Raw genomic sequence first — 13421 nt, forward strand, 5'->3', positions numbered from 1 at the left:
TGGCCCCTATGTTGGCGAGTCAACCTAAACAGATAAAATGTAATTGATTCGTTTCTTTACGTTTACGTAAATGTTAGTGCTATGCTTACGTAAACGTCAAGAAATAATGTCAGCATAAAAGGGGCATCAAATGGAGCAGAAAGAGATATGGATCGTATCAGCGAAACGAACTCCAATGGGCCGTTTTCAAGGTGCGCTGGCTGGTCTTTCTACCCCACAGTTAGGTGGGATCGCCATTGGTGCTGCAATAGAACAGTCAGGCTTATCTGAGCAAATTGTTGAACAAGTTTACATGGGATGTGTACTGCCCGCAGGATGCGGTCAAGCGCCAGCAAGACAAGCGGCACGGGTAGCGAAGTTGCCTCTGCATACTGCTTGTACCACGATCAATAAGGTGTGTGGTTCAGGAATGAAGTCTGTGATGCTGGCGAACGATCTGATTCGCGCAGGTTCGATTCAATGCGCGGTTGCTGGTGGTATGGAGAGCATGAGTAATGCCCCTTATCTGCTGAGAGATGCGCGTAGTGGCATGAGAATCGGGCACAAAACCACTTATGACCATATGTTTCTTGATGGCCTGCAAGACGCTTATGAAGGTGAACTTATGGGCGTCTACGGCCAAAGAACGGCGGATAAATACCATTTTACCCGTGAGCAAATGGACCAATGGGCAACCTTATCTGTAGAGCGAGCATTAGCTGCGCAAAGCCAAGCCATGTTCGACCAAGAGATGGTTCCAGTCGCAGCTCAAAACGGAGAGCTGCTGAGTTGTGATGAACTTCCACCATCAATCGATTTGTCAAAAATTTCACGTCTCAAAGCGGCTTTTTCTGAAGATGGAACGATCACTGCGGCCAATTCGAGTGCCATTTCTGATGGAGCCGCTGCGTTAGTCGTCATCGATAGCGAAACCGCAAAATCTCATGGCGCGAAACCCTTGGCGGTTATCAAAGCGCACGCGAGCCATGCCAGAGAACCTGCTGAATTTACCATTGCACCCGTGTACGCGATTAAGCAGCTACTTTCGCAGCTTGATTGGGAGGTGAGTGACGTTGATCTTTGGGAGATCAATGAAGCCTTTGCGGTTGTGACACAAATTGCTGTTCGCGAACTTAGACTCGACCAAGACAAGGTAAATGTTAAAGGGGGAGCTTGTGCCTTGGGCCACCCAATAGGTGCGAGTGGGGCGAGAATATTAACTACGCTGATCTACAGCCTAAGACAGCTACAGGCAATGGGAGTGGACGGCGATGTTAGCCAGAGAAAAGTCATGAGAGGGGTTGCCGCAATCTGCATTGGTGGAGGAGAGGCTACCGCGATCGGTATCGAGATCCCGCTCTAAACCAACTTCACGATGGAAAAGGAAATCACAATGACACAGTCAGTCAGTTTATTTATTGGTGGCGAGTTTTGTCAGTCCAAAACGAGTGATTGGATAGAAGTGACTAACCCCGCGACGAATGAGATCATCGCAACATTGCCCTGTGCGACGGATGCTGAAATCGAACAGGCGATAGAGAGCGCGCTAGAGCAATTCCACGTTTGGAAAGAAGTCTCCGTATCAGACAGAGCGCGTCTTATGCTCAGATATCAGCATTTGCTCAAAGAGCATCACGACGAGCTGGCACGCTTGCTGTCAAAAGAGACTGGTAAAACCACCGTCGATGCCAAAGGTGACGTGTGGCGAGGTATTGAAGTGGTTGAGCAGGCGGCAAATATCGCCAGCAATATGATGGGCGAAACGGTTGAAAACGTCGCGACAGATATTGATACCTATTCGCTGATTCAACCTCTTGGAGTTTGCTGTGGTATTACTCCCTTTAACTTTCCTGCCATGATACCGCTATGGATGTTTCCGCTTGCCATTGCAGCTGGTAATACCTTTGTCCTCAAACCTTCAGAGCAAGTCCCTTTAACTGCGATGCGCTTGGCGGAACTGTTCGCCCAAGCAGGAGCCCCCAAAGGAGTGCTGCAAATTGTTCATGGCGGCAAGGATCAAGTGGACTATCTGTTGTCTCACCCCGTGATCAAGGCGGTGTCGTTTGTTGGTTCTGTTGGCGTGGCGAAGTACATTTACCAGACGGGAACGGCGCACAATAAGCGAGTGCAGGCCTTTGCGGGAGCAAAAAATCACATGGTAGTGATGCCTGACGCTAACAAAGCTCAAGTGATTAGTAACTTGGTTGGAGCGTCAGTGGGTGCCGCAGGGCAGCGTTGTATGGCGATTTCTGCCGCTGTGTTTGTCGGAGAGTCTAAGCAGTGGATCAGCGATCTGGCGACCGAGATGGCGAAAGTAACACCGGGAGCATGGAATGACGATCAAGCGGGTTACGGACCTCTGATCAGTGAACAGGCGAAAGCCAGGGTCATTGGTTTGATTGAGGAAGGAAAAGCGCAGGGAGCGACTTGTGTACTTGATGGCAGCCAGTGCTGCGTCGATGGATACCCGAACGGCAATTGGCTTGCTCCGACCTTATTTAGTGGCGTGACTACGGATATGTCCATTTATCAGCAAGAGATATTCGGCCCCGTTTTAGTCTGTCTAGAAGTGGATACCTTAGAGCAAGCGATAGCGTTGATTAACAACAATCCTTATGGCAATGGAACATCCATATTCACCGCCAGTGGCGCCGCAGCGAGAAAGTACCAGCACCAAATTCAGGTAGGACAGGTCGGTATTAATGTGCCAATCCCTGTTCCGCTCCCTTTCTTCTCATTTACCGGTTGGCGAGCAAGTTTCTACGGTGATCTGCATGCGTATGGTAAGCAGGCTGTGCGCTTTTACACGGAAACCAAAACAGTGACAGCGCGCTGGTTTGAAGATGACATTCCCAGTGGGCCAAACATGACCATTCAGTTGCGTTAAGGAGTCACTATGGATTTTGAACTCAACCAAGATCAGAAAGCGTTCGTCGATATGGCGAATCAGTTTGCCAGAGAAAAGCTGATGCCAATGGCGTCGCAGTGGGATGAACAACAGATTTTTCCCAAGGCGATACTGCGCGAAGCGGGTGAATTAGGTTTTCTAAGCTTGTACACACCAGAACAAGCGGGAGGCTTGGGATTATCGCGTCTTGATGCCTCGTTGATATTCGAACAACTGGCGATGGGGTGTACGTCGACCACTGCCTTTATGACCATTCACAATATGGTTACTTGGATGGTTGGTTCCTTTGGCACACAACAGGCGATTGACACCTATTGCCCTAAACTCACCAGCGGTGAGTGGCTGGGTTCCTACTGTTTGACGGAACCCAACGCTGGTTCTGATGCCGCAGCGTTAACTACGTCTGCTACGAAAACAGACAATGGCTACCTTATCAACGGGGCAAAAGTGTTCATCTCAGGTGCAGGGGAGACGGACGTACTGGTTGTGATGGCGAGAACTGGTGAGAAAGGAGCCAAGGGAGTCTCAGCTTTTGTTGTGCCCGCTGATCGTGCAGGGATCAGTTATGGCCGTAAAGAGCCAAAAATGGGTTGGAACAGTCAACCAACGCGCAGCATCAGTTTTGATAACGTGTTCGTTGAAGCAGAAAATCGACTTGGCGAAGAGGGGCAAGGATTTACCTTTGCGATGAAAGGGCTAGATGGAGGACGGATCAACATCGCGACGTGTTCGATAGGAACGGCGCAACAAGCCCTCAATCAATCAACCCAATATCTCAAGGAGCGCAAGCAGTTCGGTCAGTCCTTGGCACAATTTCAGGCGCTTCAATTCAAACTCGCAGACATGGCAACGGAATTGGTTGCCGCTAGGCAGTTAGTAAGACTTGCAGCGAGCAAGCTCGACAATCATCACTCAGAGGCGACTGCCTATTGCGCGATGGCAAAACGTTACGCAACCGACATAGGTTTTGCGGTTTGCGATCAGGCGCTACAGCTTTATGGCGGCTATGGTTATATCAAAGAGTATCCGATGGAACGCTATTTCAGGGATGTACGCGTGCATCAAATCCTTGAAGGCACAAACGAGATTATGCGTGTCATTATCGCAAGACGTTTGCTTCAGGAAGAAGCGCAACTACTTTAGGGGGCAAGTATGCAGCACAATGAAGATGGCGCGATTCAATACCAGATTACTGATCACGTCGCCGTTATCACCATCAGCAATCCACCAGCAAATACTTGGACGCGAGACAGCCTTGTCGCGCTCAAACAGTTGGTGTTGTCGCTTAACGCTATGCCAGACGTGTACGCATTAGTCATCACTGGGCAAGGAGAGAAGTTCTTTTCAGCGGGAGCGGATCTGAATCTTTTTGCATCGGGTGACAAAAGTGTCGCCATCGATATGGCAAGGGTGTTTGGGGAAGCATTTGAGACACTCTCTGCATTTCGAGGTGTATCCATAGCCGCGATCAATGGCTACGCCATGGGTGGTGGACTAGAAGTTGCGCTTGCCTGTGATATACGCATTGCCGAGCAGCAGGCACGAATGGCACTACCTGAAGCGAAAGTCGGACTTCTCCCTTGTGCGGGAGGAACGCAGAACCTTACTGCATTGGTGGGAGAAGGGTGGGCCAAACGGATTATTTTGTGTGGAGAGCAAGTCGATGCAAGCCAAGCAGTAACAATAGGATTGATTGAAGAAGTGGTTCCACAAGGTGAAGCGTTAAGTCGCGCAGTTGCACTTGCGAACAACGTCGCCAATCAGTCACCAACCTCAGTGTCGGCTTGTAAACAGTTAATTCAGAATGCGCGTACAAGCCCGATATCTCATGGTTTGGTCATGGAGAGGGAGCTATTTATCGGCTTATTTAACAGCGAAGATCAGAAAGAAGGCGTCAATGCATTCTTGGAAAAACGCCCACCACAATGGAAAAACAGATAGGAGGAATCAGCATGAAGGACACAGTTCACTTCACTGAATTAACCTGTAGCGATAACAACCACAAGGTAGGCGTAGCGACATTAGATAACGCATCATCACTCAATGCGCTCACCTATCAGATGTTGGTTGTACTTAAAGAACAGTTAGAGCGTTGGCACGAAGATGATCAGGTCGTGTGCGTATTGCTTGACGGCAGTGGAGAAAAAGCATTTTGTGCAGGGGGTGATGTTCGTACCATGCATGAGGTTATGCGTGACAAAACGCCACAGCAAGTTCAAGAGTTTTGCAGCCAATTTTTCAGCGTTGAATATCAATGTGACTATCTGATCCATACCTATTGCAAACCGATTATTGCTTGGGGTCAGGGTATTGTCATGGGGGGCGGTATGGGCTTGTATATGGGCTCTAGCCACAAGGTCGTTACCCCAGAATCTCGCTTGGCGATGCCGGAGGTCACGATAGGTCTCTACCCTGATGTAGGAGGAACTTGGTTCCTGAATCGACTGGATCGAGGCATCGGGATGTTTCTTGGTATGACAGGCATCATGGTCAACTCAGCGGATGCGTTGGAGCTTCATCTGGCCGATCATATCGCACTTTCTCAGCATAAATCAGTGCTACTCGAACAACTGCAAGTCGCCGACTGGGAGTGTGTAGATGATGCCTATGAGGTCGTAACCGAAATACTTGAAAGTTTCGAGGCAGAAAGCAGCACTTATAAACCTGACTTACAGATCATGCCTTATTTTCATCAGATACAACAGGCGTGCGATGGCGACAGTGCACTGCAAGTTACCGACAATATTCTTGCCTTAAAGGGCAATCATGCATGGTTAGAGACAGCGAAAGCCAATCTGGTTTCTGGCAGCCCGATTACTGTCCATCTCTGTTATCGACAGATGACCGAGTTTGACCAACTCTCACTAGCGGATTGCTTTCGTCTGGAATTGATTCTCTCGGTACGAAGTGCGTTGATGGGGGAGTTTCAGGAAGGGGTACGAGCGCGACTCATCGATAAGGATGGTCAACCTAAGTGGCGATTCCCCAACGTGGCCGCTGTCGATACCGCTGCAATTGATCAAATGTTTACTTCATTATGGAGTGAAGAGGCACACCCATTGGAACAGTTGGGTCATTACTAAAGGAGAAAACCATGACAAGGATAGCGTTTATTGGACTTGGTAACATGGGTGCGCCAATGGCTCAAAACCTGATCAACGCAGGTTGCCATCTTCAGGTGTTTGATTTGGTGGAAGCGTTGACGCGCCCACTGGTTGAGGCGGGGGCGACACTGTGTCATTCACTAAAAGATGTGGTTACCAATGTAGATGTGGTGATCACTATGCTGCCAGCAGGTGAGCATGTTAGGGCAGTGTATCTCGGTGCGGAAAACAATGAAGGTTTATTGGCTCATGTTACTTCGGGCACTTTACTGATTGATTCGTCGACCATTGATCCGGAGTCGGCGCGCCTTGTTGGCCTAGCTGCACAAAAACAAGGAATCGAATTCGTTGATGCCCCTGTGTCGGGGGGGGTTGCTGGCGCAGCAGCAGGGACTTTGACTTTTATTGTTGGCGGAAGTGATGCGGCATTTGAACATGCTGAGAAAGTGCTGAAACACATGGGTAAAAACATCTTTCATGCTGGCTCTGTGGGTAGCGGTCAAATGGGCAAAAACTGCAATAACCTGATGCTGGGTATTTTGATGTCAGGAACGTGCGAAGCGCTGACCTTAGGGATGGACAACGGTTTAGATCCAAAGGTGTTATCCAATATCATGCTACAAAGCTCAGGACGCAATTGGGTGTTAGAGCTCTACAACCCATGTCCCGATGTTATGGCAACGTCACCCGCTTCAAACGGTTATCAGCCTGGTTTCATGAGTAAACTTATGCTCAAAGATCTTGGTCTCGGTATCGAGGCGGCTGCAAAAAGCCAATCTTCGGTGCCTATGGGGGCTTTAGCGCGGAACCTTTATGCCCTCCATAATGCAAAGGGTAATGAGCTACTCGATTTTTCTAGCTTGTTTGAATTCTATCAATCGAAATCCTAACCACGATACGAAGGACTAAGCCATGGAGTTAAGAGAGAGTGTCATTGCAATTACCGGAGCAGGACAGGGGCTAGGTCAGATGATGGCGATTACGCTCGCCCACGCTGGCGCTGAACTGGCTCTGATAGATGTTAATCCACAGGCGTTGAAAAGTACCCAAGACCAGTGCCATATGTTGGGCGTAAAAGCACTGACTTACCGTGTTGATGTAACCGATGAAGCGCAAGTTGAACACGTTTTTAGTGACATTGTCACTGATTTTGGGCAATTGAATGGCTTAATTAATAACGCAGGCATTCTGCGAGATGGATTGCTGGTCAAAGTGAAAGACGGCGTGGTAAATAAAATGTCGTTGGAGCAATTTAATGCTGTCATTGATGTTAACCTCACGGGAACGTTTTTGTGTGGACGGGAAGCGGCACTCCGCATGATAGAAACCGATAGTCAGGGCGTGATCATCAATATATCGAGTGTCGCTCGGGCAGGAAATATCGGACAAACCAACTATGCGGCGTCTAAGGCTGCCGTCGCGACACTCGCGACAACGTGGGGTAAAGAGTTAGCGCGTTATGGGATACGTGCCGTTGCGATAGCGCCAGGCGTTATTGCAACCCCAATGGCTGCGCAGATGAAGCCCGAGGCAATAGCGCGGCTTGAAGCGATGATTCCTGCTGGACGCATGGGCAAAACATCAGAGATTGCTCATACGGTGAAGTTCATCTTCGAAAACGATTATGTCAACGCAAGAGTCATTGAAGTGGATGGGGGGATTCGGATGTAAGGTCGACCCTTTGTGAGTGCGTGTGTCTTTCATTCTCTCACTCCATATTATAAAGTGTTCCGAAATCAAAGGAGTACACACTGATATGGAACTTAATTCTTTTCTAGACAAACTTGCTCTGGCACCTGAAAGCGTTCAGTTTGAAGAGACGATGGCCGTTATTGATGCGAACTACAGCTTTACCCCAACGGCATTCACTAACGGCAATACCCACAATCAAGCCGATCAAAACAATGGGTCTTGTAAGATCTTTGCATTTGCTCAGTTGAATCAACTGCAACCTGCGGCAACGCTTGCTTGCTTTGGTCGATATTACCGTGATGATGTTTTGGGTAATCCTCAAGGTGAAGATCACGCCAACATTCGTAATTTTATTCAATACGGATGGCAAGGGATTGAATTTTCAGGCAATGCATTAGTCGCTAAGTCTTAGCCAAATAAGGAGTGTCAGGCTCGTTTTTTGTTTTTGGGAGTAATACGATGAACAATACTCAACTTGCCCAGTTTCTAGATGGATTCGTCGGTGCAGAAGCGGACTATCCATTCGGCCCTCAGGCGCTTGTGTACAAAGTTAAAGGTAAGATGTTTGCCATATTGGCGGAAAGGGAAGGAAGGGAGTATGTGACAGTCAAAGTGGTGCCTGAAGATGGTGAGGTGTTGACGAGCCAGTTCAGTGACATTACACCTGGTTATCATACCAACAAACGTCATTGGGTTACGGTTTATTATCCGGGAGATGTGGAAGACGGTATGATTGAAGACTTGTGTGAGCGTTCTTATCAGCTCGTCGTGAAAAAGTTGCCTAAGTTGCAACAGCTTTCACTCGGTAGCTAGCGATTGTCTAAGTACAATCAGTGAACGTATAGATCAAACAAGCGCCATATTGCTTCAAAACTCAGCAATCAAAATAAAATGTGATATTTTTATTTGACTCTCATCGCTCAATCCGTAAAGTATGCAGCGAACGCCGCGGTGGGTAACCTAAAGCGTTGAAAAAAAAGGCGCGTTGGCAGAGTGGCTATGCAGCGGATTGCAAATCCGTGGACCTCGGTTCGACTCCGGGACGCGCCTCCATTTGCGACACTAGCTCAGTTGGTAGAGCGCAACCTTGCCAAGGTTGAGGTCACGAGTTCGAACCTCGTGTGTCGCTCCAGTTTATTTTGGTAGCGATTTTTATATCGATATCCTAGATGGTGTCTCTATCACAAGTTTAGATTTGTGTGCCCTGGTGGTGGAATTGGTAGACACAAGGGATTTAAAATCCCTCGACGTTCGCGTTGTGCCGGTTCAAGTCCGGCCCGGGGCACCATCTACAAAATTTGAGGCGCGTTGGCAGAGTGGCTATGCAGCGGATTGCAAATCCGTGGACCTCGGTTCGACTCCGGGACGCGCCTCCATTTCAGATATTGACCAGCTAAGAGCTGGTTTTTTGTATCCATCTAAAACAACCACTTCTCTTGTTCCTTAAGGCTTAACGTTTGCCTAAGCTGCGCTCCGATTCTTGGCAGCACCGCACGTGTCTAACATTCAAAACCATCTTACCGTTGCGAGAAAAAAGAACTCACGGCACTATAAGCCTAAGCGAGTATTTGTTTGGTTAAGGAGGAACCTTGAACACTGGACTCACAATCAGCTTGGTGCAAACCCCAGTCACAAAATGTAACTTGCCAGCCAATCTTTCACGGCATCTGGAGATGATCGCAATCTCTGCACAAAAGGGCGCCGATTTAGTTGTCTTTCCAGAGTTGTCGCTGACCGGTTATGAGCTCGAAATGGCTGAAGAGCTTGCAATGACGACTCAATCTGACGTGTTCACTCGTTTGTCAGATTCTGCCGTTGAGCATAACGCCGCGGTTATTGCTGGCTTTCCTTTAAAAACATCTGCGACGCTAAAACCCACGATCGCTGCGGTGATCTGTCTTCCTAACGGAAAGGTGGAATTCTATTCGAAACAATATTTGCACCAAGGTGAGGAAATATATTGTTCAGCTGGAAACAAGGATTATCTACTTGAAATCGCCGGTCATAGGATTTCACTAGCAATATGTGCAGATTTTTCAGCACCAGAGCACTCACAAGCCGCGCATCAGTTGAACGCAACCCTCTATTTGGTTAGCGCACTTATTTCTCAGCAAGGCTTTGAAGCCGATGCAAATCTTCTCGCTGACATCGCGACTAAATGCCGTTTCCCAGTACTGCTAAGTAATCACATATCGACAACGGGTGGCTGGAAAGCATGTGGTAAAAACTCGCTATGGAACGCCAAAGGTGAGCAGGTGTTTTGTTCAGAATCGGCACAGAGCGGCATAGTCCTTTGCACTTTTAAAGGCAGCGATATTGACGCTCGTTACGTGCCGATAGATATCAACTAAGCGGAACACGGGCTCACTTTAGTCGCCATTTCACTCTGCCGCATTGGCATCAGGTCGATAATGTGTTTGACGAGTTCCCAGTCCGTTTTTTTGTCCCAGCGACGTTTCTCTCCACCGTCTTTGCCGAGCAATATTATGGTATGTGAATCAGGCTTAACCTTGTAAGCGTCAAATAACGCTGGCAGGTCAAACTCCTCTTTCATCCATGCTGGAGAGGTAAAGCCATCCGCGGTAACGACAAGCGTGACCAAGTCTCGCTCTTCTAGCTCACATTCGTTGATTAAGCTTTCCAGAACAAATTGTTTGACGTGAGAGTCGTTAGTCGGAGCAAAATAGATCAGACTACGGTGAGGCATTGGGTGGCTATAAGCAGGATAGCCCCAAGCCATAGGACCGAACAGCAGGGCAGCGAGTAGAAGGAAAATACGCATCAGTTCTCATCTCCCGTTAATACCTAACAACAATCGACATTGATAGATGTTTTACGTAACTTGGCGATGTTAAGCTCACACCTAAGTAACATTATAGGAAACAAAATTTATGCATTCACTGATCACTGAGCGACTAAGGTTGAGAATGGTTGAACAAAGCGATGCTCATTTTATAGAGCAGTTGTACAACACACCTGATTTCCTTCAATTTATTGGTGATAAGCAGGTACGCTCGCAAGCAGATGCAGTGAAGTATATCGAAGAGAAGATTCTAGCCATGCATCAACAGCATGGTGTTTGTCTTTTGCTGGTAGAGCGACTTGATAGCCAAGAGAAGCTTGGCGTATGCGGTTTAATCAAAAGGCCTGAATTGAGTGCATATGACATTGGCTATGGTTTCTTGCCTTCAACGTATGAGCAAGGATTTGGCTATGAAGCAGGTCAGGCAGTGATTAATTACGCCAAACAGAGGTTAAACATAGATGAGCTGGTGGCGATCACAACGAGCGACAACGTTGGAAGCCGAGCTTTATTAACTAAACTAGGCTTTACCTATGTCAAAGTTCAAGAGCCAATAAGTGATACGGTAGATTTACTTTTGTATCAAATGAACCTGACCAGAGCATAAACATGGCCATATCGAGTATTTTGCAGGGCGAGTTATTTACCGAGTTCAAAACAGTTTGTGCCATGATCGCCATTTACTGTCGTGATCATCACAAGACAAACGGGGTACTCTGTGTCGAGTGTAAGGCACTGCGTGATTACGCCGAAACTAAGTTAGATCGTTGCCCGTATGGTGAGGCGAAACCTACTTGTAATCGATGTCCGATTCATTGCTACAAACCCGAACCGAAGCAACAGATGAAACTTGTGATGCGATATGCAGGGCCAAGAATGTTGTTGCCTCATCCATTGCTATCAATTCGTCACCTACTTCACGAACGCAAAGCGGTACCTGACAAGCCTGAGCCTAATGCTTCCAATCGATTTCAGAGACTCAATAGATAAAGAAAAGGACACAACTCGTGTCCTTTTTGCGGTGGTTATTCGCCAGCGACTGCTTGACGTTTTGTGCGGATACTGGCAATCAACATATACAAACACGTTGCCAATAGAGTCGCGAATAAGTAGCCCATTAAGCTTTGTGTACCAGCCATAAACCAGTCAGCGGCAACAGGGCCTGCAACAGAGCCAATGCTATAGCTAAAGAGCATAACTTGAGTTGCAGACACTATGTAGTTAGCCTCTAACTTGTCGCATCCTAAGTTGATTGCGACAGGGTAGAGTGCGAATGTAGCCATACCTAATAAAAACAAGCCAGCGCCTAAAGCTTGCAGGCCATCAACCATGGTTGTGAATGTAATTGCTGCCACACCTAACATGCAAAACAGCGCCATCAACAATGTGCGACCTAAGAATTTAGATAGCCATGGCACGATAGGTTGAACTGCCATTCCGCCAAGGATAATGATCGCCATCAGGCCACCAATATCACTATTTTGAATACCGCGAGTCTGCAACTCGATAGGCATAAGGCCATAGATGGCACCGAGGGTCAGTCCGGATACCGCGCAACCAATCATCGCAGCGTGATTCAGTTTTCCAATCTGTTTTAGAGATAACGGAGTACTGTGCGCGCTTTCTGGCTGGTCACTTTCACCGAATATCAATACCACTACGGCGACAATGAGCAATGTCACTATGGTGATAAAAGGGACACCGCCGGAAACGCCAATGACGCCAATGCCAAGTTGTCCTAGCGCACTACCGCCATACAATGATGCCATGTACAACCCAAGACGTTTAGCTCGGGCTTTTTCATCACCATGTAGCAGCCACGACTCGACGATGACAAATACGCACGCAACGGCCATACCAGCGACAAAACGGGCGATGATCCACGCGGTGGCGTTGGGTAACAAAGGCAGCATCATGATGGTGATGATAAATGCCACTAAACACCAAACGAACGCTGAGCGATGACCGACTTTCTTGACTAAAGGTTCAACACCAATAGCGCCGATCAGTAGGCCAGTGTAGAACACGCTTGCCAACCAACTTGCTAGAGAACCTTCGAGTCCATATTCAGGCAACATTAAAGGAATTAGGCTCATTAAATAGCCTGAAGCGACTGCATATAGAGCAAGCGCAATGACAGGCACTGAAATGCGAGCTTTAGGAGCAGGGGCTAGGGTATTTTCCAATGTCGTGGCCTCAAAGTACGGATTAAATATGAACAGGATTTGGCGCGACTATCGGACTAAAGTTGGTGAAGGTAAAGCGAAAGGTTTTAATCTTAACGATAAAAAACCATTATCAATAATGAGGCTGAATAATTGCAAAGAAAAGCGGCCAAAATATGCATTTTTAACCGCTGTAATTGAGGGTTTTGATGGTTGGTTATTTTAAAATGGCTTGGCTAAGCCATTGATTAAACTGACTCTTGGGTAAGGCGCCATTCACCATGTCGACTCTTTTGCCGTTTTTAAACACCATTACGGTTGGAATGCTTCTAATTTGATACATTGCTGCGAGGTTTGGCTGGCTTTCAGTATCGACTTTTACAAATCGAACATTATTTGCTCGCTCACTGGCTTCGTCTGCAAATACGGGAGCAAATCCGACACATGGGTTACACCATGGTGCCCAAAAATCGACCACCACGGGTACGTCACTGTTTAAAATTGCAGTGAAGTTTAAATCGGTTCCTTCAATAGGTGCCCCATCGAGTAGGGGTGTTTGGCATTTCCCACAAACTGGAGATTCGGCAATACGTTCGGTTGGCACCCGATTGATACCTGAGCAAGATGGGCATCGTGTATTAAAGGTATACCCAATCAACTTGAAAATGCAGGCTTGAGTACCTGAAAATTATCATTGATTCGAGACGTCAGTGAACCTGCGATCTCTGGAAGAGTCACAGTAAAAAATTGATCGATGGCTTCCTTGAAGT

General features: G+C 47.6%; 16 protein-coding genes, 4 tRNA genes and 1 pseudogene. 17 read left to right on the forward strand and 4 right to left on the reverse strand.

What is annotated here, in order from left to right:
* Nucleotides 1–130: 130 nt before the first annotated feature.
* From DA100_RS18795 to DA100_RS18860, 14 genes are all read left to right on the forward strand, one after another.
* Nucleotides 131–1342 (forward strand): thiolase family protein, encoded by a 1212-nt coding sequence (locus tag DA100_RS18795; RefSeq protein ID WP_138973530.1) that lies wholly within the window; start codon nucleotides 131–133, stop codon nucleotides 1340–1342.
* Between the two features lie 30 nt (nucleotides 1343–1372).
* Nucleotides 1373–2866, forward strand: a complete 1494-nt coding sequence (locus DA100_RS18800; protein WP_138973531.1) for a CoA-acylating methylmalonate-semialdehyde dehydrogenase — start codon at nucleotides 1373–1375, stop codon at nucleotides 2864–2866.
* Nucleotides 2867–2875: 9 nt separating this feature from the next.
* Nucleotides 2876–4030, forward strand: a complete 1155-nt coding sequence (locus tag DA100_RS18805) for an acyl-CoA dehydrogenase family protein (protein ID WP_138973532.1) — start codon at nucleotides 2876–2878, stop codon at nucleotides 4028–4030.
* Nucleotides 4031–4039: 9 nt separating this feature from the next.
* Nucleotides 4040–4828, forward strand: a complete 789-nt coding sequence (locus tag DA100_RS18810) for an enoyl-CoA hydratase (RefSeq protein WP_138973533.1) — start codon at nucleotides 4040–4042, stop codon at nucleotides 4826–4828.
* 11 nt (nucleotides 4829–4839) lie between these two features.
* Nucleotides 4840–5970 carry an enoyl-CoA hydratase/isomerase family protein gene (locus DA100_RS18815; RefSeq protein ID WP_138973534.1) on the forward strand — a complete coding sequence of 377 codons (1131 nt, stop codon included), beginning with the start codon at nucleotides 4840–4842 and terminating at the stop codon, nucleotides 5968–5970.
* A gap of 11 nt (nucleotides 5971–5981) precedes the next feature.
* Nucleotides 5982–6881: a 3-hydroxyisobutyrate dehydrogenase gene (gene mmsB / locus DA100_RS18820; RefSeq protein WP_138973535.1), complete on the forward strand. Its 900-nt coding sequence runs from the start codon at nucleotides 5982–5984 to the stop codon at nucleotides 6879–6881.
* Between the two features lie 22 nt (nucleotides 6882–6903).
* On the forward strand, nucleotides 6904–7662 hold the full coding sequence (locus DA100_RS18825; RefSeq protein ID WP_138973536.1) for an SDR family oxidoreductase: 759 nt from the start codon (nucleotides 6904–6906) through the stop codon (nucleotides 7660–7662).
* An 85-nt stretch (nucleotides 7663–7747) separates the two neighbouring features.
* On the forward strand, nucleotides 7748–8095 hold the full coding sequence (locus tag DA100_RS18830) for a HopJ type III effector protein (RefSeq protein ID WP_138971717.1): 348 nt from the start codon (nucleotides 7748–7750) through the stop codon (nucleotides 8093–8095).
* A gap of 47 nt (nucleotides 8096–8142) precedes the next feature.
* The gene (locus DA100_RS18835) at nucleotides 8143–8496 is read left to right on the forward strand and encodes an MmcQ/YjbR family DNA-binding protein (protein ID WP_138971716.1); all 354 of its coding nucleotides are present in this window, start codon (nucleotides 8143–8145) and stop codon (nucleotides 8494–8496) included.
* A gap of 166 nt (nucleotides 8497–8662) precedes the next feature.
* Nucleotides 8663–8736: transfer RNA gene (locus DA100_RS18840), tRNA-Cys, on the forward strand.
* Between the two features lie 3 nt (nucleotides 8737–8739).
* Nucleotides 8740–8815, forward strand: a tRNA-Gly gene (locus DA100_RS18845).
* 69 nt (nucleotides 8816–8884) lie between these two features.
* A tRNA-Leu gene (locus DA100_RS18850) sits at nucleotides 8885–8971 on the forward strand.
* Between the two features lie 14 nt (nucleotides 8972–8985).
* Nucleotides 8986–9059: transfer RNA gene (locus tag DA100_RS18855), tRNA-Cys, on the forward strand.
* 213 nt (nucleotides 9060–9272) lie between these two features.
* The gene (locus tag DA100_RS18860; protein WP_138973537.1) at nucleotides 9273–10034 is read left to right on the forward strand and encodes a carbon-nitrogen hydrolase family protein; all 762 of its coding nucleotides are present in this window, start codon (nucleotides 9273–9275) and stop codon (nucleotides 10032–10034) included.
* Here DA100_RS18860 and DA100_RS18865 read toward each other — a convergent pair.
* Nucleotides 10031–10465 (reverse strand): DUF4174 domain-containing protein, encoded by a 435-nt coding sequence (locus DA100_RS18865; RefSeq protein WP_138973538.1) that lies wholly within the window; start codon nucleotides 10463–10465, stop codon nucleotides 10031–10033. The two genes, DA100_RS18860 and DA100_RS18865, sit on opposite strands and share 4 nt — an antisense overlap.
* A gap of 109 nt (nucleotides 10466–10574) precedes the next feature.
* On the opposite strand from DA100_RS18865, the gene DA100_RS18870 reads away from it, so the two are divergent.
* Both DA100_RS18870 and DA100_RS18875 read left to right on the forward strand, forming a co-directional pair.
* Complete coding sequence (locus DA100_RS18870; protein WP_138973539.1) at nucleotides 10575–11093, forward strand: GNAT family N-acetyltransferase; 519 nt, start codon at nucleotides 10575–10577, stop codon at nucleotides 11091–11093.
* Nucleotides 11094–11095: 2 nt separating this feature from the next.
* Nucleotides 11096–11476, forward strand: a complete 381-nt coding sequence (locus DA100_RS18875) for a nitrous oxide-stimulated promoter family protein (RefSeq protein ID WP_138973540.1) — start codon at nucleotides 11096–11098, stop codon at nucleotides 11474–11476.
* Between the two features lie 35 nt (nucleotides 11477–11511).
* Here the strand turns inward: DA100_RS18875 and DA100_RS18880 are convergent, their stop codons facing one another.
* Nucleotides 11512–12672: an MFS transporter gene (locus DA100_RS18880; RefSeq protein WP_138973541.1), complete on the reverse strand. Its 1161-nt coding sequence runs from the start codon at nucleotides 12670–12672 to the stop codon at nucleotides 11512–11514.
* Here DA100_RS18880 and DA100_RS21095 point away from each other — a divergent pair.
* Entirely contained in the window at nucleotides 12620–12877 is a 258-nt protein-coding gene (locus DA100_RS21095) for a hypothetical protein (RefSeq protein ID WP_171052258.1), read from the forward strand. The genes DA100_RS18880 and DA100_RS21095 overlap by 53 nt on opposite strands.
* Here the strand turns inward: DA100_RS21095 and trxC are convergent.
* Both trxC and DA100_RS18890 read right to left on the reverse strand, forming a co-directional pair.
* Complete coding sequence (gene trxC, locus DA100_RS18885; RefSeq protein ID WP_138973544.1) at nucleotides 12869–13306, reverse strand: thioredoxin TrxC; 438 nt, start codon at nucleotides 13304–13306, stop codon at nucleotides 12869–12871. The two genes, DA100_RS21095 and trxC, sit on opposite strands and share 9 nt — an antisense overlap.
* A pseudogene (locus DA100_RS18890) lies at nucleotides 13306–13421 on the reverse strand (IS630 family transposase); the annotation flags it as partial. The gene trxC and the pseudogene DA100_RS18890, both read right to left, overlap by 1 nt.

The organism is Vibrio sp. Hep-1b-8 (assembly GCF_006124995.1).
GTDB lineage: Bacteria > Pseudomonadota > Gammaproteobacteria > Enterobacterales > Vibrionaceae > Vibrio.

Bases quoted from the DNA above. Each gene is read 5' to 3' on its own strand.
- DA100_RS18795 (WP_138973530.1), top strand. From the start codon at position 131: ATGGAGCAGAAAGAGATATGGATCGTATCAGCGAAACGAACTCCAATG.
- DA100_RS18800 (WP_138973531.1), top strand. From the start codon at position 1,373: ATGACACAGTCAGTCAGTTTATTTATTGGTGGCGAGTTTTGTCAGTCC.
- DA100_RS18805 (WP_138973532.1), top strand. From the start codon at position 2,876: ATGGATTTTGAACTCAACCAAGATCAGAAAGCGTTCGTCGATATGGCG.
- DA100_RS18810 (WP_138973533.1), top strand. From the start codon at position 4,040: ATGCAGCACAATGAAGATGGCGCGATTCAATACCAGATTACTGATCAC.
- DA100_RS18815 (WP_138973534.1), top strand. From the start codon at position 4,840: ATGAAGGACACAGTTCACTTCACTGAATTAACCTGTAGCGATAACAAC.
- mmsB (WP_138973535.1), top strand. From the start codon at position 5,982: ATGACAAGGATAGCGTTTATTGGACTTGGTAACATGGGTGCGCCAATG.
- DA100_RS18825 (WP_138973536.1), top strand. From the start codon at position 6,904: ATGGAGTTAAGAGAGAGTGTCATTGCAATTACCGGAGCAGGACAGGGG.
- DA100_RS18830 (WP_138971717.1), top strand. From the start codon at position 7,748: ATGGAACTTAATTCTTTTCTAGACAAACTTGCTCTGGCACCTGAAAGC.
- DA100_RS18835 (WP_138971716.1), top strand. From the start codon at position 8,143: ATGAACAATACTCAACTTGCCCAGTTTCTAGATGGATTCGTCGGTGCA.
- DA100_RS18865 (WP_138973538.1), bottom strand. From the start codon at position 10,465: ATGCGTATTTTCCTTCTACTCGCTGCCCTGCTGTTCGGTCCTATGGCT.
- DA100_RS18870 (WP_138973539.1), top strand. From the start codon at position 10,575: ATGCATTCACTGATCACTGAGCGACTAAGGTTGAGAATGGTTGAACAA.
- DA100_RS18875 (WP_138973540.1), top strand. From the start codon at position 11,096: ATGGCCATATCGAGTATTTTGCAGGGCGAGTTATTTACCGAGTTCAAA.
- DA100_RS21095 (WP_171052258.1), top strand. From the start codon at position 12,620: ATGACAGGCACTGAAATGCGAGCTTTAGGAGCAGGGGCTAGGGTATTT.